Here is a 23,179-nt window from a genome sequence, read left to right on the forward strand (position 1 = left end):
ACTCAGGCGTGCGGTGGCGTCACCTTCTCCGGACCGCAGCCGATGCGTTCGGCCTCGGCGGCGACAAAGCCGGGCAGCAGCTCGCGCGCGAGGCCCGGGCCCCCGTCCGTCGGCGCGTCGAGTTGCTCCACCATGAAGACCACGGGCCCGGTCTGGCAGCTCGCCCGGTAGACGGCCCGTGAGCCGTCGAGCCTGCCGAACCCCTTGGAGCCCTTGACCGGCAGGCCGGTCCCGTGCGTGCCCCCGGCGAGGATCTCGGTCAGCGCCGGGTCCGTCACCGTCGTCATCCGCACGACGGGCTTGGAGGTGCCACCGGCCTCGCAGACCCGGGCGGGCCTGCCGGCTCCGCCGACACGCGTATGTTCCAGGGACGTGCGGTGCGCGGCAGGGACGGCGAAGCCCTTGAGGCCGCACAGGGCGTCGGCCTTCGTGTTCTGCCGGGCCACGAGCGAGGGCAGGGAGCGGGGTATCCGGTAGCTGCCGGAACAGCCGAATTCACGGATGACGCCGTTGGCCGCCTCCACCACCGCGCGGGTCAGCGCGGCGCGGTCCTCCCGGTCGTACTCCGACCCGGTGTCGAGTCCGGCCTGTCCCATCCCGATGTCCACCACGGTGGGACCGGTGAACTCGGCCCGGCCGGTACAGCTCTGCGGGAGTGCCAGCCAGGCCCGCGAGGACGACGTCATCCCCGGCAGCCCGTCGCCGAGCGACACCATGCCTGCGGCGAGGAACTCCCGCGGCCACTCGTGCGCGTCGGTGCCCCGCAGACCGTCCAGCCGGTGCACCCGCAGGGTCACCTGGCGGCGCGGGCTGTCGTCCTTGTAGCTGGTGATGCGGCACTGCCCGTAGAACGGTTCCCCGTCACGCGGATTGGCGTGCAGGGACTGCTCCTCGACTTCGGTCCTGCGGTCGCCGAAGAGGTCTGACACGGTCGTGTCACCGAGCGAGTCCCAGCAGGGCGCGGGACCGAGCAGCGGAAGCGTGTCCGTCCGCCAGGCCACCGCACCGGCGCCGAGGAGGGCACCGACCAGACCGGCGGCGGTGACGGCACGCGCGGTGCGGCTGCGGAACAGGCGGCGCAGTACGGGGGTGCGCGCGGGAGCGGGCTCCAGCTCCTTCGGCGACGGGTCCGGCCGGGGCGACTGTTCCTGATCCTGTTCCTGCGTTCGCTCCACCCGAGGAACCGGGGTCTGTTCGCCGTCCACCGCCGCTGCCCCGCCCTCTCCGGTCACTCCGCCCTCTCCGGTCACTCCGCTCTCTTCGCCGTTCACGCGGCCTCACCGGCCCCGCACCCGATGCGCCTGCTCACGGACTCGGTGAAGCGTGTGAACACCCGCCGGTCGTCGGGCCGGCCCGCACCCTTCAGCCCGGACTGGACGTTTCCGTAGAACACCGTCTGCCGCCCATGGCACTCGGCGCGTACGAGCCCCTTGCCGGCGCCCTCGGGAAGGCCCTTGAACAGCGCGACCAGGCGCGGCTCGGCCGCCATCACGTACTGTGCCGCCGGCTCGTCGGGCGTCCGCAGCGCGCGCCACACCACCGAACACGTCTGGAGCCGCTCGCCGACCACGCCCACCTGCTCCCGGTACTGCGAGTTCCGGCCGAATTCGAGGGTCAACCCGGGTATCCGGCACAGCGGGGTCCCGGCGGTCCCGGCGTCCTCGGCGACCGTCACGAAGGGAGACGTCACGCGCAGGGGCTCGTCCGGTGCGCAACCGGCCGCACGCATACCGGTGTTGGCGGCATCCACCAGCATCCGGGCGACATCGGACCGGCTGCCGATCGTGAACGGCATGTTCACTGTGCCCAGATGACCGTCGCCGGTGCTCTCGCTCCGGATCGTCACCGTGGACGGCTTGCCGTCCACATCGCAGGCGTCGGGCAGGACCAGCATGGCGCGGTCACCGGCGACCAGCCCGTCGAGCCCGTCGGGCAGTGGGGAGGCCGACCCGTGGAAGTACCGTGCTATCCAGGCGCGGTGCTCCTCGACCCCGGTGGGAACCGGACCGTACTCGACCGTCACCTGCTCCTTGAACGTGAGCGGCCCGTCCGAGTCGTCGTCCGGCACCGTCGAGGTCACCGCGACCGTGCACCTTGCGTGGTGACGGGCGGCCGAGGGCGGCGCGGACTCGGTGGCACGCCGCTCGGAGCCGGACTTGGCGACACCGTCCTCACCGAGGAAGGCCGCACCGCTGTTCTGCTCCCACGCCCCCCAGCAGTAGCTGTCCCGGAACGGCCAACTGTCGGTCGTCCACAGCCCGATGCCGGAGACGAGCACCGCCCCGACGACCGCCCCGGCGAGGAGCGCGCCCCGCCGTCTGCGACTGCCGCCCATCACTTCCCCCTTGCGAAGTACGAAGATCGCGCAAAGGCCCGATGCTACGTCGTCGGCCTCCCGGGGTGGATCCGGACCCGGCCGCCGTGGTTCAGCCCGGCGCCGAGAACACGAACGAGAACTCCGTGTCCTTCGCGTCGAGCCGGTACTCCGGCAGCACCCCCGGTCCGCACGACTGCGAACCGATGCCCTGCACCGCGTGGTCCAGGTTGACCCAGACGGTCTCCCCGGCCCGCAACTCCGGTACGTGCTCCGCCGCATCGAGCTGCTCGCTCGTCCACCGCCGCGCGGTGAACCAGAACGGTTCGCCGCCCTCGGCCCGTACCCCCGCGCCGCTGCCGTCCGTGAGCTCCGCCCACCGGACATCGGCCCGTGCGCCGTTCTCCTGCGGCCGGACGTAGGGGGTCTGCATCGCGTCCACGGGCATCCGCCACCACCCGAGCACCGACGCGGCCCGGGTGTCCGGATACGCCTCACCGGGCCCGCCGCCGAACCAACGCGCCCGGCCGTACGCGGCGGGCAGCCCGAACCGGATGCCCAGCCGGGGCAGCGGCACCCGCCACTCGCCCTCCGGCACCACGGACACGGCGAGCCCCAGCCGTGCCCCGTCGGACGTCCACCGGTACACGGTCCGCAGCCCCGGGCCGACTCCGGCGGGCGCCACCCGGGCCCGTACGGCCAACGCGTCCTCGCCCACCTCGACCGCGTCGATCCGGTGCCGCATCCGGTGCAGCCCCAACTCCCGCCACCGCGGCCCGTACCGCTCATCCGGCTGCCATGCCGCGCCGTTGTCGTTGTCGGTCGGCGCACGCCAGACATCCAGCCGCAGCCCCACGACCGGCACCGTCCCCAGCCTCACCAGCGCCCCGGTGGCCGCGTCGAAGACCCCGGCCCCGAGGGTGATCACCCGGCCGTTCCGCTCCGGCCGCCCGCCCACCGCGGCGGTGGGAGCGACAGCCGCACCCGCCTCCGCCTGACCCCACGCCACCACATGACCGCGCTCGCCCCAGGCCGTGGACCGGGCCAGCACCGCCCGCACGGTCCACACCCCCTCCCCGCGCAACGGCAGCTCCACCTCGGCCGACGCACCGGGCGCGAGCTCCGGTACATCGAGCGTTCCCGATCCGGCGGGTGCGCCGTCCACCTCGTACGACCACTCGAAGTCCAGGTGCTCCAGCCCCGCGAAGTCGTACCCGTTGGAGATCCTGACCGTGCCCGGGCCGGCACCCGTCCCGGCCGTCGGCTCGATCCGTACGGGCTCGATGACCTTCTTGTACTCGATCAGCCCGGGGGAGGGAGTGCGGTCGGGGAAGAGCAGCCCGTCGCAGACGAAGTTGGAGTCGTGCAGTTCCTCGCCGAAGTCCCCGCCATAGGCGAAGCCGTGCTCCGGATGGACGAGGCCGTGATCGATCCACTCCCAGACGAAGCCGCCCTGGCAGCGCTCGTACTGTTCGAACAGCCGCTGGTACTCCGCGAGTCCGCCCGGACCGTTGCCCATCGCGTGCCCGTACTCGCACATGACGAAGGGCATCGCGCGCCGCCGCGCGTCCGACTCCGCGTCGCTCAGGGGTGCTTCGGTCCGCCTGCCGATCGACTCGACCTCGGCGTGGTCCGGGTACATCCGTGAATACAGGTCGACATCCCGGCAGGACGGATCACCCTCGTAGTGCACCAGCCGCTCCGGATCCCGGCCCCGGATCCACCGGGCCATCGCCGTCAGCCCGCGCCCCGACCCGCACTCGTTGCCGAGCGACCAGATAATCACCGACGCGTGGTTCTTGTCGCGCTCCACCATCCGCGCGGCCCGGTCGAGCAGTGCCGGTGTCCACCGCTCGTCGTCCGCCGGGTTGTCGCGCCACTCCAGACCGGCAAAGCCATGAGTCTCCAGATCGCATTCGTCGACGACCCAGAGCCCCAGCTCGTCGCAGAGATCGAGGAAGGCCGGATGCGGCGGATAGTGGCTGGTCCGCACGGCGTTGATGTTGTGCTGCTTCATCAGCACCAGATCGCGCCGCATGGTCGCCGCGTCCACGGCCCGTCCGGTCTCCGGATGGAACTCGTGCCGGTTCACACCACGGAAGAGCACCCGCCGTCCGTTGACCCGGATGACGCCGTCCTCGACGGCGACGGTACGGAACCCCACCCGCAGCGGAATCCGTTCCCCGGTCGTCACCAGCTCCCCGTCGTACAGCCGGGGCGTCTCGGCCGTCCACGGCTCGACCGGTACGGTCACCGTCTCGCCCGTTGCGGCATCGACGCCCAGTCCGGGCAGGACGACCCGTCCCTCGGCCCCGTCGCACTCCACCCGCAATGTCCCGGACCCGTGGCGATGGTCGTACCCTGCGTGCACGAAGAAGTCCCGGGGCGCCCCCGGCGGCCGCTCCAGCAGCGTCACGTCCCGGAAGATCCCGGGCAGCCACCACTGGTCCTGATCCTCCAGATAGCTCCCCGAGGACCACTGGTGCACCCGTACGGCCAGCACATTGCCCTCGGCCCGCAGCAGCCCGCCCACCGTGAACTCGTGCGGCAGCCGCGACCCCTTGAAGTCGCCCAGCTCCCGGCCGTTGAGCCAGACCCGGGCGCAGGACTCCACCCCGTCGAAACGGAGTACGACCTCACTGTCCCCGGCCCACCCGGCGGGCCGATCGAAGATCCGCAGATGGTCCCCGGTCGGATTCTCGGTCGGTACCCGCGGCGGATCGACGGGGAAGGGGTACGCCACATTCGTGTACGCGGGTGCCCCGCCGACCCCTTGCAGCACCCAGTGCCCGGGAACCGCGACCGTTCCCCAGCCCGAAGCGTCGAATCCGGGCCGTGCGAACGATTCGTCCTCCGCGGTGGCGCCCGGCGACAGCCAAAAGCGCCACTCCCCGTTCAACGACAGCCGCCCGGCATCCGACCCCGCGTACCAGGCTCGCGGCTCCAGCCCGCCCGATCCGGCCGCCATGTCCTCGTACCAGGGCAGGATGGGCGCATGGGTGCGATTCATGGGGCTCCTCGCTCGGCAATACCCTCCGTGCCGCCGGACGTTAGCGAGTTTTGAACCGATTCAACAAGAGTCTCCCCGGCCATGTCCGGAGGTGACTGTGCGGGTACAACGCGAGATGCCGATCAGGATCGCTCCTGATCGGCATCTGTTCTGTGTCCGAGGGGGGACTTGAACCCCCACGCCCGATAAAGGGCACTAGCACCTCAAGCTAGCGCGTCTGCCATTCCGCCACCCGGACAAGGTGTCTGTCTCGCGGGCCCGGCCCGTTCCGACGTGGAAAACAATAGCAAACATCCGGGGGTGCTCGATCACGCCGGGGATGTGAAGGGCGCATGACGAGAGGTGGGGGGCCTTGGGCGCGCGGGCCCGGCGCGGGAGGATGAGGGGGAGTACCACGGCGACAGTGGAAGGAAGCAGTGTGAGCGAGACCAACACGGCCCGGACCGTCTCGGGCGAGGACGAGGTCGTGGACCTCTGTCGTGAGCTGATCCGGATCGACACCAGCAACTACGGGGACCACTCGGGGCCGGGGGAGCGGCGCGCCGCCGAGTACGTCGCGGAGCAGCTCGCCGAGGTCGGGCTGGAGCCGCAGATCTTCGAGTCCCACAAGGGCCGGGCCTCGACCGTGGCGCGGATCGAGGGCGAGGACCCGTCCAGGCCCGCACTGCTGATCCACGGCCACACCGATGTGGTTCCGGCCAATGCCCACGACTGGACGCACCACCCGTTCTCCGGCGAGGTCGCGGACGGCTGCGTGTGGGGACGTGGCGCGGTCGACATGAAGGACATGGACGCGATGACCCTCGCGGTCGTCCGCGACCGGATGCGCAGTGGCCGCAAGCCCCCGCGCGACATCGTGCTGGCCTTCCTCGCCGACGAGGAGGCGGGCGGCACGTACGGCGCGCGGTATCTCGTCGACAAGCACCCCGGCCTCTTCGAGGGTGTCACCGAGGCGATCGGCGAGGTGGGCGGCTTCTCCTTCACGGTGAACGAGAAGCTGCGGCTCTATCTCGTCGAGACCGCCGAGAAGGGCATGCACTGGATGCGGCTCACCGTGGACGGCACCGCGGGCCACGGTTCGATGACCAACGACGACAATGCGATCACCGAGCTCTGCGAGGCGGTCGGACGGCTCGGACGGCACAAGTGGCCGGTCCGGGTGACGAAGACCGTGCGGTCCTTCCTCGACGAGCTGTCCGACGCGCTCGGCACCCCGCTCGACCCGGAGGACATGGACGCCACGCTCGCCAAGCTGGGCGGCATCGCCAAGATGATCGGCGCCACGCTCCGCAATTCCGCCGCTCCCACCATGCTGGGCGCCGGCTACAAGGTGAACGTCATCCCCGGCCAGGCCACCGCCCATGTCGACGGGCGTTTCCTGCCCGGTTTCGAGGACGAGTTCCTGGCCGACCTGGACCGGATCCTCGGCCCGCGGGTGAAGCGCGAGGACGTGCACGGGGACAAGGCGCTGGAGACCAGTTTCGACGGTTCACTCGTCGACGCGATGCAGATCGCCCTGAAGGCGGAGGACCCGATCGCCCGTGCGGTCCCTTACATGCTCTCCGGCGGGACCGACGCCAAGTCCTTCGACGATCTCGGCATTCGCTGCTTCGGGTTCGCCCCGCTGAAGCTGCCGCCGGAGCTCGACTTCGCAGGCATGTTCCACGGTGTGGACGAGCGTGTTCCGGTGGACGGGCTGCAGTTCGGTGTGCGGGTGCTCGACCGTTTCCTCGACAACTGCTGAGCCTTTGCCCCTCTCCTGCAGGGGGATTCGCTGTTTTCCGTCGATTCTCCACGTCGACATTCGCCAGTGTGTGCGCATGTGACCGGAACGGGTGAAAGGAACCATACGCTCGTAGCCCGATTAGCTCTTCCTCGTTACAGGTGATGCGGTCCGCGGCTGGGACCGCATTGCCAACTAGGAGGAATAATGATCAAGAAGGTCGTCGCTGCTGCGGCTGTTACTGGTGGTCTGGTGCTCGCCGGCGCGGGTATGGCCGTCGCGGACTCCGGTGCCCAGAGCGCCGCTCTCGGCAGCCCCGGTGTGCTCTCGGGCAACGTCGCCGAGGTGCCCGTGCACGTGCCGGTGACCGCGTGTGGCAACACGGGCTCCGTGATCGGGCTGCTGAACCCCACCTTCGGCAACACCTGCTTCAACGCCTGACGTTGAGGGTCAACCCGTAAGGGTTTGAATTCGGTCGGCCCCGGGTGCGCGCCATGCACTCCGGGGCCGCTGGATACTCCGCCCCCGCACGGTCAAGTCCGGGGGTTTTCCGGAAGGCAGAAGGCAGGATAAAACCTATGCGACAGGTCACGCGTAAAGGCCTGATCACCGTGGCGGCCGCGGGTGGAGTGCTCGCGTTGAGCGGCGGTTATGCGCACGCGGACGCGGGAGCGGCCGGCGGCGCGACGGATTCCCCCGGGGTGCTCTCGGGGAATTCGGTCCAGATCCCGGTAGACGTACCGGTGAACGTCTGCGGCAACTCCGTAAGTGTCGTGGGACTGCTCAACCCGGTCACAGGAAACACCTGCGGAAACGCTTCTCAGAGCGCTTCTTCGGGCAAGCACGCCTCTGACAGCCAGGTGTCCGGCAACCTGACCCAGGCGACCCGGACGGGGAACGGCAAGCACCGGGCCCTCACGGGCGACCACGGGAGCGGGGCGACGGCCGAGGGGACCACGAAGGGCTCGCCCGGTGTGCTCTCGGGCAACAATATCGCGGTGCCCATCGACATCCCCGTGAACGCCTGCGGGAACAGCATCACCATCGGCGGACTGCTCAACCCGGCCTTCGGCAACGAGTGCGGTAACGGTACGGAGGCCGTCACGCCACCGGTCGGCACCCCGGTGACCCCGGGCACCCCGGTGACCCCGGTCACCGAGCACAAGCCCCCGGCACCGGGGCCGCGAACCGTGCCCAACGAGCCCGTGACACAGAACGTCGCCGAGCTCGCACACACCGGAGCGGGCGGGCTCGACCTGCTGGTCCCGGCGAGCGTGGGCCTGCTGCTGGCGGGTGCGGGCACGGTGCTGTACCGCCGCGCCCGGATGTCCGCATAGCGGACCGGGGCGACGACGCGCACACGGCGAAGGGAGCGGGCCCCGCGGCTGCGGGGCCCGCTCCTTGTCACCAGGTGGCCCGCAGCTGGCGGATGATCCGTCGGCGCAGCCGCACCCTGCGGCTGCCGTCACGGCGCAGCGACAGCCGGTCCAACTCCCAGTGCCCGTACTCGGCATGGTCGGTCAGCAGGCGGGCCGTCTCCTTCCGGGACACCCCGCGCGGCACGTACACATCGACAAATTCGTATTCCGGCATCGCATCTATTGTGCGGGCAGAGCCCGTGTACGGATAGCGTCTGCACTATGTCTGATGCTGCGCAGCCCACCGCTGCCGAGGTACGCGCCGCCGCCGAAGCGATCAAAGCCGCGCTCGACCATCACCTCGAGGCGGTCGAACGCCGGACGGGGGACGACGATCCCGCCGTCTACGACGCGTTCAACGCACTGGCCGCTGCCGCCGAGTTCTACGACGAACTTCTCTACGACCGCTACGACGAGGTCACTCCCTTCGAGATCCCGGGTGCGGAGGACTCCCTGCCGCCGTACACCGGTCCCGAGGAACCGAACGCGCTCAGCGTCCTCATCCGGCGCGACTACGCGGTGGTGGAGCCGCCCCGGTTGCTCGCACAGGCCCAGCGGATCGCCGACCTCGACCCGGAGGACCACGGCGGCGGGAGCGCCGCGGTTGTCGGCTCCAGTGTCCACGCGGCGCTCGGAGTGCTCTTCGGCGAGTACGAACCGGACGAGATCGCCTCCCGTCACAGGGAGTTCGGACTGGAAGAGGGCGACTCCACGCTCTGGGTCACGGCGGCCGAGGAACTTCCCGAGGCGGGGGAGTGGCTCGGCGCACCGTTCGATGAAGCGGACCCGCAACTGGTGGTCTGCCGCTTCGACGTCAGTGCCGTCTTCGACGAGGACGGAACGGACGAGGAGCCGGCCGGCCTGGTGGTGGACGGCTCCTGATCCGTCCGCCGGACGGGCTCGGAACAGAGCCCGTCCGACGGCGCGGGAGAGGCGTCGGCCCGGTCAACGGGCCGTTGCCTCCAGCAGGGCGCGCAGCCGCGTGGTGCGGTTCTCGGCCGGGGACTGGGCGACCGCGCGCGGCAGCGCCTGATCCACCCCATGCACGACGGACAGATGCCGCTCGCCGCGGCTGAACGCGGTGTAGACCCAGGGGCGGCTCAGCCCCTGCGCGGCGTCGCCGGGCAGCACGACGATCACGGCGGGCCACCGCATACCGGCCGCCTGATGGGCGCTGAGCGCCCAGCCGTGCCGTACGGACGGCCCCACCCGCCCCTGAGGTACGACGAGCTCCGTGCCCGCGCAGTCCAGATGCAGACCCTCGGCATCGGCCGAGACGACCACTCCGGGCAGAGTCCTGCCGGGCGTCGGGACATGGACGACGCGGTCGCCCGGGTCGAAGCCGCCGAACCGCCCCGGACCGGGGTTGAGCCGCTGCTTGAGCGCCGCGTTCAGCGCCCGGGTGCCCGCCGGGCCGCCGTGGCCGACGGTGATCACCTGGGTGTCGGCCGAGGGTACGCCGATGGCCCTTGGCACCGAGTCGGCGACCAGCTGCACGGTGCGGTGCACCGCCTCGCCCGCGTCGCGCACGGGGACGATCACCACCTCCTTGCCGGGCGCCGCGACCTGGTTCAGCTCGCCGATACCGATGCCGGAGACCAGTTCGCCGATCGGCCCCGGATCGGGCGTACGGGACACGATCTGCGGGCAGGCGCGGGCCGCGAGTACATCCGCGAACACCCGTCCCGCGCCGGCCGAGCCCAGCACCCCCGGGTCGCCGCTGAGCACCAGCCGGGTCCCGTCGGCCAGGGACTCCACCAGGATCGCGGCGGTCTCGACGTCCAACTGCGGGGCGTCCAGCACGACGAGCAGGTCGACCGCGACCGCTCCCTCCTCGTCCCGCCCCGGACCCTCCGCACCGGAGAGCAGCCCGGTGAGAGTGACGGCCGCCGACGGATCACCGGTCGCCTCGGCCAGCCGGCGCCTGCCGTCCACGCTGTGCGCGGCGCCCAGGGCACGCAGTCCGAGGCCGCGGGCCGCGTTGATCAGAGCCGCGGGTTCGGCCCTGGCCGCCTCGCCGCCGGTGTGCGCCACCAGACCGTGGGCCGCGACCGCTCGGATCAGCTCGGCCGCCGACGGGGATCCCGCGGCCAAGGCCGCCTCCGTCCAGTCGGCGTCCTTCTCGCAGGCGTTGACCAGCCGGGCCAGACCATCGGCGATGCTCTCCTCGGCGAGTGCGTACCGGTCGAGCCCCAGCAGCACCTGCGCCGGCTGCTGCCGGGCCCCGTCCTCCGCGTCCTCTTTCGTGTCCTCGCCGGGCTCCTCGGTCGATCCGGACTCCTGGTCGCCCTGGTCACCCTCGTGGCCCTCGCCATCCTGGAAGGCCAGGACGACGCCCTCGGCGACGGCGTTCTGGACGGCGGCACCGGGGTCGCTCACCGAGCGCTCGGCGAGCGCCGCACGTACCGCGGTCCCGTCCAGCGCCGTATGGCCCTGGAGCGCGGCCCGCTCCAGCAGCCAGGTGACCAGGGCGGCGGTCCGCCGCTCGTCGTCCGGCCCGCATCCGGCACCCAGCAGGGCCCGCGCGAAACCGTCGGCCTGTTCCGGTCCGACTCCCGGCACGGTCAGCAACTGCCAGGGGTCCTCGCGCAGCGCATCGGCCGCCTGGGCGCCGAGAGCCTCCGCCGCCGGGCCCGCCAGCGCGCCGGGAGCCCCGTTCCCGGCCAGTACGGCGGCGACCGCGTCCACGGTCTCCGGTGAGGGGCTCTGCGCAGCCGGCGCCGCTTCCGGACCACGGGTGCGTACCGGTACGGGAGGCGGAGGGGTCCGGCGGGGAGCCGCGGGTGCGGGCGCATCGAAGAACGCGGTCGCGGGCTTCTCACCGCTCTCCACCGCACGCACGGCCGCCAGCAGATCGGCCGCCCGGCCGCTCAGCTTCGCACCGGCGGCGATGGGGCCCTCCTTCTCGGCCTTGCGCTGCTCGATCCGCTCCCGGAGCTCGCGCTGGGCGGCCAGCTCGGCCTCGGCCTCGGAGAGCGGGGCAGGGTCGGCGGCCGCCCCGTCCACGGTGCCGTCGGCCGTGCCTGCCGGGTCGGCGCCGGTGGTGTCGCCGGGCTCGGCGGCTTCGGTCGTCCCGTCGCTTCCCGGGGGTGGCTCGACGCCGTCCGTACCGGCGGCCCGGGAGGCGTCGCCGTCCGCCTCCGCCACGTCCTCGGCCGTCGGCGACCCCCCGCCCGTCGGCGATCCCCCGTCCGTCGGCGATCCCCCGCCCGTCGGGTGCTCCCCGTCCGGTGCGGACGGGGCGGGCACGTCGGGCACGTCGGTGCAGGGGTGCGCGACGACACCGGCGTCGTCGGCGGCCGGGGAGCCGGGGGTCTCCCCCCGGGGAAGCGCAGTCACAGCGTGCTCCAGTCCTGGTCGGGATAGCGGTGCACGGGCGCCGACACGTCGTCGAGCGCCTGGCAGATCTCGTCAGGAAGACTAAGCGCCTCCACTGACAACGCCTCCGCGAGCTGCTGCGCGTTGCGCGCACCGACGATCGGGGCCACCACCCCGGGCCGGTCCCGCACCCAGGCGAGAGCCACCTGGAGCGGCGTCGTGGCCAGGCCGTCGGCCGCGGTCGACACCGCGTCCACGATGCGGCTCGCCGGGTCGTCGAGATACGGCTCGACGAACGGGGCCAGCAGCTCCGAGGCGGCGCGCGAGTCCGCCGGAGTGCCCGCCCGGTACTTTCCGGTCAGGACCCCCCTGCCCAGCGGGGAGGAGGGCAGCAGCCCCAAACCCAGATCCTGCGCGGCCGGCAGCACCTCGCGTTCCACACCGCGCTGCAACAGGGAGTACTCCATCTGGGTGCTCGCCAGCCGGGTGCGCACCCCGGGCGAGGCGAGCTGCCAGGTGGCCGCCTTGGCCAGTTGCCAGCCGCAGAAGTTCGACACCCCCGCGTACCGGGCGCGGCCGGTGGAGACCGCCAGGTCCACCGCCTGAAGGGTCTCCTCCAGCGGAGTCACCGGGTCGAAGGCGTGGATCTGCCAGAGATCCACGTAGTCCGTGCCGAGCCGTTCCAGGGAGGCGTCCAGCGCGGCCAGCAGATGTCCGCGCGAGCCGTTGAACCGGCGGTACGGGTCGGCCACGCTGCCGGCCTTCGTGGCGATGACCAGATCCTGCCGCGGTACCAGGCCCTCCGCGAGCCGTCCGAGCAGGTATTCGGCCTCGCCGCCGCCGTACACATCAGCCGTGTCGACCAGCGTGCCGCCCGCCTCCCAGAACGCTTTCAGCTGTTCGGCGGCGTCGTGCTCGCCGGTGTCCCGGCCCCAGGTGAGGGTGCCGAGCCCGATCCGGGACACGCGAAGGCCGGTGCGGCCGAGATGCCTCTGCTCCATGTGCGCTGAGATTACTGGCCAGAACCCCACCCGGCGGAAGCCTGTGGACAACCCGGTGTCAAGTCGCCCCTGCCGGAACCCGCCGCCGCGCGCTAGAGTCCGGAACCCAGAGACGTTACTGATCAGTAAGGGGAGCGGCTATGCGGCTCGGCATCAATCTCGGTTACTGGGGTGCGGGAATGGACGGCGACAACCTCGCCGTCGCCCAGGAGGCCGACCGGCTCGGATACGACGTCTGCTGGGCGGCCGAGGCGTACGGCTCCGACGCACCGACGGTGCTCTCCTGGGTGGCCGCCCAGACCGAATCCATCGACATCGGCTCCGCGATCATGCAGATCCCGGCCCGCCAGCCCGCGATGACGGCGATGACCGCGGCCACCCTCGACTCGCTCTCCGGCGGCCGGTTCCGGCTCGGCCTCGGCGTGTCGGGACCACAGGTCTCCGAGGGCTGGTACGGCGTCAAGTTCGACAAGCCGCTGGCCCGCACCCGGGAGTACGTCGAGATCGTCCGCAGGGCAATGTCCCGCGAGCGGCTGTCGTACGAGGGGCAGCACTGGACGCTCCCGCTGCCGGACGGTCCCGGCAAGCCCATCAAGCTCACCGTCCACCCGCAGCGCGAGCACATCCCGCTCTACATCGCCGCGATCGGCCCGAAGAACCTGGAGCAGACCGGCGAGATCGCCGACGGCGCGCTGCTGATCTTCCCCTCGGCCGAGCATCTCGAGGACACCGCCGTGAAGTTCCTGCGGGCCGGCCGTGAGAAGGCCGGCCGGACCATGGAGGGCTTCGACGTCTGCCCGACGCTGCCGCTCGCCGCCGGCGACGACATCAACGGTCTCGCGGACATGTTCCGTCCGTACACCGCCCTGTACGTGGGCGGCATGGGCAGCCGCAAGCAGAACTTCTACAACCAGCTCGCGCAGCGCATGGGATACGAGAAGGAGGCCGCCGAGATCCAGGACAAGTACCTGGCCGGCGACAAGAGCGGCGCCGCCGCCGCGGTGCCGCACCAGCTGATCGACCAGACCACGTTGCTCGGCCCGGTCGAGCGGATCGCCGAGCGGATGCAGGCGTACGACGCGGCGGGTGTCACGACGCTGACGCTGGCCCCGGCCGGGTTCACGCTCGACGAGCGGATCGCGGCTCTGCGGGCCGGGACGGACGCGCTGGAGCGGTCCGGGCTCGCATAGCGCGGGTGTCACGGACTTCCGGGGTTCCTGCCCGGGGCTCCGGAACGGCGCCACGGCCGTGGTGGGGGCTCGGGGTCTCCCCACCACGGCCGTTACGCGTAATAACGCGCCCGGGGGCGCGGGGTTACGCCGAACGGTGCACAGTCCGGTGCCGCGGGGGCGCCGGGGCGAGGTTCCGTCCCCGACGTCCGGACGGGCCGGACGGGCCGGGAGCGCCGCGCGGAGGCGGTGGAGGGGCACGGCCCCGTCCGGCCCAGCAGGCGGGCTTTCCTGTTGCCCGGGTGGGGGTGTCGCACTTGACTGTCGATGGGCGGATGCCGGTACGGAGGTGGCAGCGATGCTTTCGGCAAGGAGCCTGTTCCAGGAGATTCTCGACGGGGACGAGTCGTTCCGGCTGTTCTGTTCCATCGCGGCGAGCGGCGAGTCCCAGGGCGGCTGGGAGAACGGCCGCATCTCGGCCCTCGTCCCCGAGAGCCAGCGGGCCCTGGCACCCAAGATCGCGCGGCACGGCGCCGACGAGGACAAGCACGGCCGGATCTTCCACGCGCTGCTCAGGAAGCGCGGGCTGGCGCCGGTCGAGGTTCCGCACGAGACCGACTACACGATGCTGCTGGAGAAGCACGGCATCGGCCTCGCCCACGAGCGGCTGGGGCGCCGGGAGCCGCTCTCCGAGCACGACATCATCACCTACCTCGCGCACAGCAGGGTCACCGAACAGCGTGCCTCCGAGCAGATGAGGCTGCTGTGCAGGCACTTCGCCGACCACCCCGACCTGGGTCGCGCGCTGAGGATGATCTCGCACGACGAGGACAACCACCTGGCGTACTGCCATGAGGAGCTGCTCCGCCTGGCCCGCTCCGGACACGGCCGTACGATCCAGCGCATCCTGCGCGACTGCGCGCTCGCCGAGATCCGGGTGTACCGCGACGTCAGCCTCGCCGTGATGGACCACATGGGCCGCATCCTGCACTGGCCCCGGTCCAGGGCGGCGGTGCTGGCCGCGGGCATCCACGGGGTCTACGCGTACGAACGGCTCGTGGGGTGGCGGCGCATGGTGAGCCTGGCGCCGCCCGAGCGGCGCGACGCACTGGGCGGGCCCGCGCCGCAGGCGCCCGAGTACGCCTGATCCCGGCCGCGCGCCGCCCCCGTCCGAACCCGGGCCGCTCGCCGCCCGTCAGAGCCAGCCGCGGCGCTTGAACAACCGGTACAGGCCGAAGACCACGCAGCCCATCAGCACGATCACCACCGGATAGGCCCACGTCCAGCGGAGCTCCGGCATGTGCTCGAAGTTCATGCCGTAGATCCCCGCCACCATCGTGGGTACGGCGGCCATCGCCGCCCAGGCCGAGATCTTGCGCATGTCGTCGTTCTGCCGCACGCCCACCTGGGCCAGATGCGCCGAGAGGATGTCCGACAGCAGCCGGTCCAGCCCCTCCACGTACTCGTTGGCGCGCGTCAGGTGGTCGCTCACGTCGCGGAAGAACGGCTGCGAGTGTTCGTGGACGAACGGTACTTCCGCGCTCGCCAGACGGGCCATGGGGGCGCTCAGCGGGCCCGCGGCCCGGCGGAACTCCAGGATCTGCCGCTTGAACGTGTAGATGCGGGACGCGGTGTTCTTGCTGTCCACGGTGCCGGTCGGCGCGAACACCTCGGTCTCCAGCTCCTCCAGGTCGTTCTGGAGCTCGGCCGCCACCTCCATGTAGTGGTCGACGACCGCGTCGCTGATCGCGTACAGCACCGCGGTCGGCCCGTGCTTGAGAACGTCCGGCTCCGCCTCCAGCCGGCGGCGTACCGCGGCAAGTGGCGCGCCCTCCCCGTGCCGGACCGTCACGACGAACGAATCGCCGATGAAGGCCATCAGCTCGTCGGTGGTGACCGTGTCGCTCAGGTGCTCGTACACCACCGGCTTGATGACCGCGAAGAGCGAGTCGTCGTACACGTCCAGCTTGGGCCTCTGATGCGCTCTCAGGGCGTCCTCCACGGCCAGCGGATGGAGACCGAACTCCCTGCTGACGCGTTCGACCTCGCTCTCCGTCGGCTCGTACAGCCCGATCCAGAGGAACGCGTCCCCGGTGGCCCGTGCCTCCGCGAGGGCATCGGAGAGGTCGGCGGGGCCTTCGGTGCGACGTCCGCCCCGGTAGATCGCACAGTCCACAATCACGGCGCGTATTCTTCCCTGCCCCGGTCCTGGGCGCACCTCACCGGCGACGGCGGCCTACTCTGGCCCGTATGCCCACCCTGATCCTCGTACGCCATGGACGTTCCACCGCCAACACGGCCGGGGTGCTCGCGGGCCGCACCCCTGGTGTCGCGCTCGACGAGCGCGGTGCCGCACAGGCCGCGGCGCTGCCCGGACGGCTTGCCGCGCTGCCGCTGGCCGCCGCCGTCAGCAGCCCCCTGCAGCGCTGCCGGGAGACCCTGCGACCGCTGCTCGACGCGCGGCCGGAGCTGGTATTGCACACCGAGGCGCGGATCAGCGAGTGCGACTACGGCGACTGGTCGGGGCGCAAGCTCGCCGAACTCACCGACGAGCCGCTGATGAGTGTCGTGCAGCAGCATCCGTCGGCCGCGGCGTTCCCCGGCGGCGAGTCCATGCGGGCCATGCAGGCACGCGCCGTCGACGCGGTGCGTGACTGGAACGCGCGGATCGAGGCGGAGCACGGTGAGGACGCCGCCTACGTGATGTGCTCGCACGGCGACATCATCAAGGCCCTCGTCGCCGACGCGCTCGGCATGCACCTCGACCTCTTCCAGCGGATCCAGGCCGACCCCTGTTCGGTCACCGCGATCCGCTACACCAGGCTGCGGCCCTTCCTGCTGCGGCTCGGAGACACGGGGGACCTGGCTGCGCTGGCGCCGCGGGAGCACCCCGCCGGAACGGACCCGGACCGGCGCCCGGCGGCGGACGCCGATGCGGACGCCGCGGTCGGGGGCGGCGCTGGAGCGCCGTGATCGCTTCGCGCAGTAGGGTGGACGCGCCGTAGGCGCCCATTCCACCGGGGAACCCCCCGAAGCCCGGCCGCCCCTCATCCGCCGTCAATTTCAAGGGAGACAGGACGTGTCCCGTCAGGTGTTCCTCTACGACCCCCCGGACCGCTTCGTGGCCGGTACGGTCGGGTTGCCTGGACGTCGTACGTTCTTCCTGCAGGCCTCCTCAGGCGGACGCGTCACCAGCGTCGCTCTGGAGAAGACTCAGGTCGCCGCGCTCGCCGAACGCATCGACGAACTGCTCGACGAGGTGGTGCGGCGGACCGGCGGGAACTCTCCGGTCCCCGCGGTGGCGCCCATGGACGTCACCGACACCGCGCCCCTCGACGTGCCCGTCGAGGAGGAGTTCCGGGTCGGCACCATGGCGCTCGCCTGGGACGGCGAGGAGCAGCGCATGATCGTCGAGGCGCAGGCGCTCGTCGAGCTGGACGTGGACTCCGACGAGGATCTCGCGGAGGCCGAGGAGCGGCTGCTCCAGGACGAGGAGAACGGCCCGCCCATGCTCCGCGTCCGCCTCAGCGGCGCGCAGGCCCGGGCCTTCGCCAAGCGCGCCCTCGATGTCGTGAACGCCGGGCGCCCGCCGTGCCCGCTGTGCAGCCTGCCGCTCGACCCGGAAGGACACGTATGCCCGCGCCAGAACGGGTACCGCCGCGGAGCCTGACCGACGCCGAGCTGGTCACCGTGCTCACCCGGGGCCGGCTCACCGTCCGCGGTCAGGTCCGTGAGGCGTCCAACGCGGTCCTCTACTGCACGGTCGCCCACGACGGGGACGAGGTGACGTGCGTCTACAAGCCCGTGGCCGGGGAACGGCCCCTGTGGGACTTTCCCGACGGCACACTCGCCGGGCGTGAGGTGGCCGCGTACGAGATCTCCGAGGCGACCGGATGGGGGCTCATACCGCCCACCGTGCTGCGGGACGGGCCGTACGGCGAGGGCATGTGCCAGCTGTGGATCGAGGCGGCACCAAAGAGCGAGGAGTCCGCCGCGGACGGCCTGCCGCCGCTGCTCGCGCTCGTCGAGGACGAGGAACCGGGGGAGGGCTGGAAGGCCGTCGCCCTCGCCGAGGTGGGGGAGGGCAGGACGGCTCTGCTGGTGCACGCGGACGATCCGCGGCTGCGGCGGCTGGCGGTCCTCGACGCCGTGATCAACAACGGCGACCGCAAGGGCGGCCATCTGCTGCCCGCGCCCGGTGGCCGGCTCTACGGCATCGACCACGGTGTGACCTTCAACGCCGAGGACAAGCTGCGCACACTGCTGTGGGGGTGGGCGGGGGAGCCGCTGACGGCCGAGGCCGTCGAGGTCGTGGACCGGCTGGGCACGGAGCTGGCGCCGGGGACCTCGCTCGTCACCCGGCTGGCCGAGCTGATCACCGAGGCCGAGATCGAGGCGCTGCGGGGGCGCGTGGCGGGGCTGAAGGCCTCGGGGCGGCATCCGGAGCCGAGCGGCGGGTGGCCGTCGATCCCCTGGCCACCGGTCTGACGAATTCCAGCCACTCCGGCGGCTGAGAGCCTGTCGGGCGGGGGTGCGCGGGGCGGGCCCGTACCGAAGCAGATGTACCCCCGCCGCGCAAGACCGCCTCTTCGGTCAGGATCCGGTATCCGGTTCGTATCCGGAACATGCATCCGGTTACGCTCGTGGCATGCATGCCTGGCCCGCTTCTGAGGTCCCCGCCCTGCCTGGCAAGGGCCGCGACCTTCGGATCCACGACACCGCGACCGGCGGACGGATCACTCTTGCCCCCGGTCCCGTCGCCCGCATCTACGTCTGCGGCATCACGCCGTACGACGCGACCCACATGGGTCATGCGGCGACCTACAACGCGTTCGACCTCGTTCAGCGCGTGTGGCTCGACACCAAGCGGCAGGTTCACTACGTCCAGAACGTGACCGACGTGGACGACCCGCTGCTGGAGCGGGCCGTGCGCGACGGTCAGGACTGGACCGAACTCGCCGAGCGCGAGACGGCCCTGTTCCGCGAGGACATGACTGCCCTGCGCATGCTCCCCCCGAAGCACTACATCGGGGCCGTCGAGGCGATACCGGGCATCGTCCCGCTCGTCGAACGGCTCCGGGACGCCGGCGCCGCCTACGAACTCGACGGGGACGTGTACTTCTCCGTGGAGACCGACCCGCACTTCGGCGGGGTCTCCCACCTCGACGCCGAGGCGATGCGGCTGCTCTCCGCCGAGCGCGGCGGTGACCCCGAGCGCCCCGGCAAGAAGAACCCGCTCGACCCGATGCTCTGGATGGCCGCCCGTGCGGGCGAGCCGAGCTGGGACGGGGCCTCCCTCGGACCCGGCCGGCCGGGCTGGCACATCGAGTGCGTCGCCATCGCCCTGGACCACCTCGGCATGGGCTTCGACGTCCAGGGAGGCGGGTCCGACCTCGCCTTCCCGCACCACGAGATGGGCGCTTCGCACGCTCAGGTGCTGACCGGCGAGCACCCGTTCGCCCAGGCGTACGTCCACGCGGGGATGGTCGCTCTGGACGGCGAGAAGATGTCGAAGTCCAGGGGCAACCTGGTCTTCGTGTCGAAGCTCCGTCACGACGGCGTGGACCCGGCGGCGATCCGGCTGGCGCTGCTCTCCCACCACTACCGGTCCGACTGGGAGTGGACGGACCAGGTGCTCGCCGATGCCGTCGAGCGGCTCGGACGGTGGCGTTCCGCCGTCTCGCGGCCCGACGGACTGCCTGCCGAGGCCCTCGTCGAGGAGGTCCGCGAGGCCCTCGCCGACGACCTGGACGCACCGGCGGCGCTGGCCGCCGTGGACCGCTGGGCCGAGCGTCAGAACGCCGAGGGCGGTACGGACGAGGGAGCACCCGGCCTCGTCTCGCGCACCGTCGACGCGCTGCTGGGAGTCGCACTGTAGCGTCGCCCGCAGATGGCGCGCGCGGCAACGACCCCCTGACCGCCCTTCCCCGAGCCGGCCCCGGACTTCTCGACGAAGTTCAGGGCCGGTTCCGTTTTGTCCATGGTCAAATGCTCGATCCTGCGCTAAAAGCGCTCTATGCAATCATCAACGCGCATCAGAGCAGCGGCAGTTGCAGCCCTGCTGGGGTTGATAGCCGTCTTCGCGGGGCCGGGTGCCGGTCAGGCAGGCGCCGCCGAACCGGAAACCACGGTCGGCGACGTCACCGGGTTCTCCGCCGACGGACCCGTCTACCAGCTGAGGGCCGGCGCCGCCGCGGCCCGCGTCAGCTTCGTCTCCGCCGAGACCTTCCGTATCGAACTCGCCCCGGACGGTACGTTCGTCGACCCGGCCGGCGGCGACATGGTCCTGCCGCAGGGCAGCCCGCCGCACACCCGGTGGAAGGAGCGGGGCGACCGCTACGAACTCTCCACCGGCAGCGTCACCCTGCGCGCCTACAAGTCGCCCCTGCGCTTCGCGCTGTACCGCGCGGACGGAACCAGGGTCTGGTCCGAGGCCAGGGGGCTGAGCTGGAACGGCGAGCGAACCACCCAGACGCTGGCCCGGGGCGCCGACGAGCAGTTCTACGGCGCCGGAATGCAGAACGGCCGCGGCAACACCTCGCACCGCGACAAGACCGTCGAGGTCGGCGTCGACTACAACTGGAACGACGGCGGCCACCCCAACTCGGTGCCGTTCTACCTCTCCTCGGCGGGGTACGGCGTCTTCCGCAACACCTACGCGCCGAACACCTACGCCTTCACCGACCCGGTGGCCGCCAGCGCGAAGGAGAAGCGCTTCGACGCGTACTACTTCGCGGGCGACAGCGCCAAGGACGTCATCGGCCAGTACACGAAGCTCACCGGCAAGCCCTTCCTGCCGCCCGTGTACGGGCTGGAGATCGGCGACGCCGACTGCTACCTCCACAACGCCAACCGCGGTGAACGGCACACCCTGGACGCCCTGAAGGTCGCCGACGGGTATGTCGAGCACGACATGCCGAACGGCTGGATGCTCGTCAACGACGGCTACGGCTGCGGACACGAGAACCTCGCGGAGACCGCCAAGGGCCTCCAGGACCGCGGCATGCAACTCGGCCTGTGGACCGAGGACGGCATCGACAAGATCGCCGACCAGGTGAAGGCGGGCCAGCGGGTCGCCAAGCTGGACGTCGCCTGGGTCGGCGCGGGCTACAAGTTCGCCCTGGACGGCTGCAAGGACGCCTACCGGGGCATCGAGGACAACAGCGACGCCCGCGGATTCACCTACGCCCCCGAGAGCTGGGCAGGGGCACAGCGCTGCGGCGTCCAGTGGTCCGGTGACCAGTACGGCACCTGGGACTACATCCGCTGGCAGATCCCGACCTACGCGGGCGCCACGATGTCCGGTCTCGCCTACACGACCGGCGACGTCGACGGCATCTTCGGCGGCAGTGCCAAGACGTACACCCGTGACCTCCAGTGGAAGATGTTCCTGGGGACCACGATGACCATGGACGGCTGGGCGGCCAGTGACAAGCAGCCCTACCGGTACGGGGAGCCGTACACCTCCATCAACCGCGACTACCTCAAGCTCAAGGAGTCGCTGCTGCCCTACCAGTACTCCTACGCGCACGAGGCCACGAAGACCGGCGTCGGCATGGTCCGGCCCCTGGCCCTCGAATTCCCGGACGACCCGAGGGCGGCGACGGACGCGGCGAAGTACGAATTCATGTCCGGTGAGGACTTCCTCGTCGCGCCCGTGTACCAGGACGCCGCGGAGCGCAACGGTATCTATCTGCCGAAGGGCACCTGGACCGACTACTGGAGCGGCCGCACATACGAGGGCCCGACCACCGTCGACCACTACAGTGCCCCGCTCGACACCCTGCCGCTGTTCGTGAAGGGCGGTGCCGCCGTGCCGATGTGGCCCGGCATCCGCTCGTACCAGGACCGGACCGCCGGCTCCCCGCTCGCCTGGGACATCTACCCGCAGGGCACGTCGTCCTTCACGCTGTACGAGGACGACGGCATCACCCGGCAGCACCGCGACGGCAAGTACGCCACCCAGACCGCCGACGTGGACGCACCGGTCCGGGGCGCGGGCGACGTCACCGTACGGATCGGGGCGAGCAGGGGGACGTTCACCGGCAAGCAGCGGACGCGTCCGTACGAGTTCAGCGTGCACACCGGATCCGCACCGAGCACGGTCGAGCTCGGCGGCAGGCTGCCCCGGCTGGCATCTGCGGCCGCGTACAAGGCCGCGCAGCAGGGCTGGTGGTACGACCGGGACGACCGCGGTGGTGTCGTGAAGATCAAGACCGCGCCGCTCCCCACCGACAGGAAGTTCTCCGTGAAGCTGAAGCGGACGAGCGCGGTCGGCGGGCGGAACGCCGCCGCGAGGGCCGTGGTCTCCGCGCCGGCCGGCCAGGAGACCGCTGCCGGGACCGAAGGCACCCTGGCCGTCGATGTCACCGCGGGCAACACCGATGTGACGGACGCCGTGGTCACCCTGGACGTCCCCGACGGCTGGCAGGCCGCACCGGCCACGACCGTGGACCGGATCCCGGCGGGCACCACCCGGCGGGTCGAGGTGCCGGTCACCCCGGCGAAGGACGCCACGGCGGGGGAGGCGAGGATCACCGCACTCGCCGGCTACCGGTCGGCCGGTGAGTCCCGGGCCACCGTCCAGCGGTTCGCCGCCGAAGTGATGCCACCGCCCCCCACCGGTCAGGTCTGGGCGAGCGACCTGGTCTGGCTGAAGTCGGTGAACGGCTACGGGCCCGCCGAACGGGACCGCAGCAACGGCGAGTCGGGCGCGGCCGACGGACACCCGCTGACCCTCGCGGGGAAGACGTACGAGAAGGGGATCGGCACCCACGCCGACTCCGACATCGAGGTCTATCTCGGCGGGCGCTGCACCGCCTTCACCGCGGACGCGGGCATCGACGACGAGATCAACGGCTACGGCGAAGTGGCGTTCTCCGTCGAGGCGGACGGCAAGGTGCTGTGGACCTCGCCGAAGGTGACGGGGGCGTCGGCCACCGTACCGGTCGACGTGAAGCTCGACGGCGCGCGCCATGTGCACCTGAAGGTCACGGACACCAACGGCTCCAAGACCGGCGACCACGGGGACTGGGCCGCGGCGCGGTTCACCTGCTCCTGACAGGGCCGGACGTCCCCGAACGACCCGGGACGCACAGGAGCGGGGGGGGGGGGGGGGCGGCCCCCCCCCCCCCCGCCCCCCCGCCCCCAACCCCCCCCCCCCCCCCCCGCGAAAACACAGGAACGCACACAACACAAAAAACCCGGCCGGCGCGGGCGCGCCCCC

At 71.5% G+C, this 23,179-nt stretch carries 18 protein-coding genes and 1 tRNA gene; 11 read left to right on the plus strand and 8 right to left on the minus strand.

Going from position 1 to position 23,179, the window contains the following annotated elements; all coding sequences use genetic code 11:
- Positions 1–2: 2 nt before the first annotated feature.
- From ACF08M_RS14820 to ACF08M_RS14835, 4 genes are all read right to left on the minus strand, one after another.
- Positions 3–1,271, minus strand: a complete 1,269-nt coding sequence (locus ACF08M_RS14820; protein WP_392185640.1) for a hypothetical protein — start codon at positions 1,269–1,271, stop codon at positions 3–5.
- The gene (locus tag ACF08M_RS14825; RefSeq protein WP_392185641.1) at positions 1,268–2,335 is read right to left on the minus strand and encodes a hypothetical protein; all 1,068 of its coding nucleotides are present in this window, start codon (positions 2,333–2,335) and stop codon (positions 1,268–1,270) included. Before ACF08M_RS14825 ends, ACF08M_RS14820 begins: the two co-directional genes overlap by 4 nt.
- Positions 2,336–2,426: 91 nt before the next feature.
- The gene (locus ACF08M_RS14830) at positions 2,427–5,324 is read right to left on the minus strand and encodes a glycoside hydrolase family 2 TIM barrel-domain containing protein (RefSeq protein ID WP_392185642.1); all 2,898 of its coding nucleotides are present in this window, start codon (positions 5,322–5,324) and stop codon (positions 2,427–2,429) included.
- A 153-nt stretch (positions 5,325–5,477) separates the two neighbouring features.
- Positions 5,478–5,562: transfer RNA gene (locus ACF08M_RS14835), tRNA-Leu, on the minus strand.
- A 180-nt stretch (positions 5,563–5,742) separates the two neighbouring features.
- On the opposite strand from ACF08M_RS14835, the gene ACF08M_RS14840 reads away from it, so the two are divergent.
- The 3 genes from ACF08M_RS14840 to ACF08M_RS14850 all read left to right on the plus strand — a co-directional run bounded on the left by ACF08M_RS14840 (position 5,743) and on the right by ACF08M_RS14850 (position 8,384).
- Positions 5,743–7,068: a M20/M25/M40 family metallo-hydrolase gene (locus ACF08M_RS14840; RefSeq protein WP_392185643.1), complete on the plus strand. Its 1,326-nt coding sequence runs from the start codon at positions 5,743–5,745 to the stop codon at positions 7,066–7,068.
- Between the two features lie 186 nt (positions 7,069–7,254).
- Positions 7,255–7,488: a chaplin gene (locus ACF08M_RS14845; RefSeq protein WP_392185644.1), complete on the plus strand. Its 234-nt coding sequence runs from the start codon at positions 7,255–7,257 to the stop codon at positions 7,486–7,488.
- 137 nt (positions 7,489–7,625) lie between these two features.
- Entirely contained in the window at positions 7,626–8,384 is a 759-nt protein-coding gene (locus ACF08M_RS14850; RefSeq protein ID WP_392185645.1) for a chaplin, read from the plus strand.
- 67 nt (positions 8,385–8,451) lie between these two features.
- Here ACF08M_RS14850 and ACF08M_RS14855 read toward each other — a convergent pair whose 3' ends face one another.
- A complete protein-coding gene (locus ACF08M_RS14855; RefSeq protein WP_392185646.1) occupies positions 8,452–8,640 on the minus strand; it encodes a DUF5703 family protein in 189 nt (62 codons plus the stop codon).
- A 47-nt stretch (positions 8,641–8,687) separates the two neighbouring features.
- Here ACF08M_RS14855 and ACF08M_RS14860 point away from each other — a divergent pair, with 47 nt between their 5' ends.
- Positions 8,688–9,347 (plus strand): hypothetical protein, encoded by a 660-nt coding sequence (locus ACF08M_RS14860; protein ID WP_392185647.1) that lies wholly within the window; start codon positions 8,688–8,690, stop codon positions 9,345–9,347.
- Positions 9,348–9,410: 63 nt separating this feature from the next.
- On the opposite strand, the gene ACF08M_RS14865 is transcribed toward ACF08M_RS14860, so the two are convergent.
- Both ACF08M_RS14865 and ACF08M_RS14870 read right to left on the minus strand, forming a co-directional pair.
- Positions 9,411–11,804 (minus strand): helix-hairpin-helix domain-containing protein, encoded by a 2,394-nt coding sequence (locus ACF08M_RS14865; RefSeq protein ID WP_392185648.1) that lies wholly within the window; start codon positions 11,802–11,804, stop codon positions 9,411–9,413.
- On the minus strand, positions 11,801–12,784 hold the full coding sequence (locus ACF08M_RS14870; protein WP_392185649.1) for an aldo/keto reductase: 984 nt from the start codon (positions 12,782–12,784) through the stop codon (positions 11,801–11,803). Before ACF08M_RS14870 ends, ACF08M_RS14865 begins: the two co-directional genes overlap by 4 nt.
- A 140-nt stretch (positions 12,785–12,924) precedes the next feature.
- Between ACF08M_RS14870 and ACF08M_RS14875 the strand changes: the two genes are divergently transcribed.
- Positions 12,925–13,974 carry an LLM class F420-dependent oxidoreductase gene (locus tag ACF08M_RS14875; RefSeq protein ID WP_392185650.1) on the plus strand — a complete coding sequence of 350 codons (1,050 nt, stop codon included), beginning with the start codon at positions 12,925–12,927 and terminating at the stop codon, positions 13,972–13,974.
- A 337-nt stretch (positions 13,975–14,311) separates the two neighbouring features.
- Entirely contained in the window at positions 14,312–15,100 is a 789-nt protein-coding gene (locus tag ACF08M_RS14880) for a ferritin-like domain-containing protein (RefSeq protein WP_392185651.1), read from the plus strand.
- A 48-nt stretch (positions 15,101–15,148) separates the two neighbouring features.
- Here ACF08M_RS14880 and corA read toward each other — a convergent pair whose 3' ends face one another.
- On the minus strand, positions 15,149–16,144 hold the full coding sequence (corA, locus tag ACF08M_RS14885) for a magnesium/cobalt transporter CorA (protein WP_392185739.1): 996 nt from the start codon (positions 16,142–16,144) through the stop codon (positions 15,149–15,151).
- Positions 16,145–16,203: 59 nt separating this feature from the next.
- Between corA and ACF08M_RS14890 the strand changes: the two genes are divergently transcribed.
- The 5 genes from ACF08M_RS14890 (at position 16,204) to ACF08M_RS14910 (ending at position 23,014) form a co-directional block, all read left to right on the plus strand.
- On the plus strand, positions 16,204–16,926 hold the full coding sequence (locus ACF08M_RS14890) for a histidine phosphatase family protein (protein ID WP_392185652.1): 723 nt from the start codon (positions 16,204–16,206) through the stop codon (positions 16,924–16,926).
- A gap of 106 nt (positions 16,927–17,032) precedes the next feature.
- Positions 17,033–17,623, plus strand: a complete 591-nt coding sequence (locus ACF08M_RS14895; RefSeq protein WP_072484378.1) for a DUF3090 domain-containing protein — start codon at positions 17,033–17,035, stop codon at positions 17,621–17,623.
- Positions 17,587–18,441 carry an SCO1664 family protein gene (locus ACF08M_RS14900; protein WP_392185653.1) on the plus strand — a complete coding sequence of 285 codons (855 nt, stop codon included), beginning with the start codon at positions 17,587–17,589 and terminating at the stop codon, positions 18,439–18,441. The genes ACF08M_RS14895 and ACF08M_RS14900 overlap by 37 nt, the downstream gene beginning before the upstream one ends.
- Positions 18,442–18,601: 160 nt before the next feature.
- The gene (gene mshC / locus ACF08M_RS14905) at positions 18,602–19,831 is read left to right on the plus strand and encodes a cysteine--1-D-myo-inosityl 2-amino-2-deoxy-alpha-D-glucopyranoside ligase (protein ID WP_392185654.1); all 1,230 of its coding nucleotides are present in this window, start codon (positions 18,602–18,604) and stop codon (positions 19,829–19,831) included.
- A gap of 138 nt (positions 19,832–19,969) precedes the next feature.
- A complete protein-coding gene (locus ACF08M_RS14910) occupies positions 19,970–23,014 on the plus strand; it encodes an NPCBM/NEW2 domain-containing protein (RefSeq protein WP_392185655.1) in 3,045 nt (1,014 codons plus the stop codon).
- Positions 23,015–23,179 lie beyond the last annotated feature (165 nt).

The organism is Streptomyces sp. NPDC015032, assembly GCF_043080425.1.
GTDB lineage: Bacteria > Actinomycetota > Actinomycetes > Streptomycetales > Streptomycetaceae > Streptomyces.

What these genes read in the sequence shown, in the direction of transcription:
- ACF08M_RS14830 (WP_392185642.1), bottom strand. Translation starts at nt 5,324, where the DNA reads ATGAATCGCACCCATGCGCCCATCCTGCCCTGGTACGAGGACATGGCG.
- ACF08M_RS14855 (WP_392185646.1), bottom strand. Translation starts at nt 8,640, where the DNA reads ATGCCGGAATACGAATTTGTCGATGTGTACGTGCCGCGCGGGGTGTCC.
- ACF08M_RS14875 (WP_392185650.1), top strand. Translation starts at nt 12,925, where the DNA reads ATGCGGCTCGGCATCAATCTCGGTTACTGGGGTGCGGGAATGGACGGC.
- mshC (WP_392185654.1), top strand. Translation starts at nt 18,602, where the DNA reads ATGCATGCCTGGCCCGCTTCTGAGGTCCCCGCCCTGCCTGGCAAGGGC.
- ACF08M_RS14910 (WP_392185655.1), top strand. Translation starts at nt 19,970, where the DNA reads ATGCAATCATCAACGCGCATCAGAGCAGCGGCAGTTGCAGCCCTGCTG.
- ACF08M_RS14825 (WP_392185641.1), bottom strand. Translation starts at nt 2,335, where the DNA reads ATGGGCGGCAGTCGCAGACGGCGGGGCGCGCTCCTCGCCGGGGCGGTC.
- ACF08M_RS14845 (WP_392185644.1), top strand. Translation starts at nt 7,255, where the DNA reads ATGATCAAGAAGGTCGTCGCTGCTGCGGCTGTTACTGGTGGTCTGGTG.
- ACF08M_RS14880 (WP_392185651.1), top strand. Translation starts at nt 14,312, where the DNA reads ATGCTTTCGGCAAGGAGCCTGTTCCAGGAGATTCTCGACGGGGACGAG.
- ACF08M_RS14890 (WP_392185652.1), top strand. Translation starts at nt 16,204, where the DNA reads ATGCCCACCCTGATCCTCGTACGCCATGGACGTTCCACCGCCAACACG.
- ACF08M_RS14860 (WP_392185647.1), top strand. Translation starts at nt 8,688, where the DNA reads ATGTCTGATGCTGCGCAGCCCACCGCTGCCGAGGTACGCGCCGCCGCC.
- ACF08M_RS14850 (WP_392185645.1), top strand. Translation starts at nt 7,626, where the DNA reads ATGCGACAGGTCACGCGTAAAGGCCTGATCACCGTGGCGGCCGCGGGT.
- ACF08M_RS14900 (WP_392185653.1), top strand. Translation starts at nt 17,587, where the DNA reads ATGCCCGCGCCAGAACGGGTACCGCCGCGGAGCCTGACCGACGCCGAG.
- ACF08M_RS14870 (WP_392185649.1), bottom strand. Translation starts at nt 12,784, where the DNA reads ATGGAGCAGAGGCATCTCGGCCGCACCGGCCTTCGCGTGTCCCGGATC.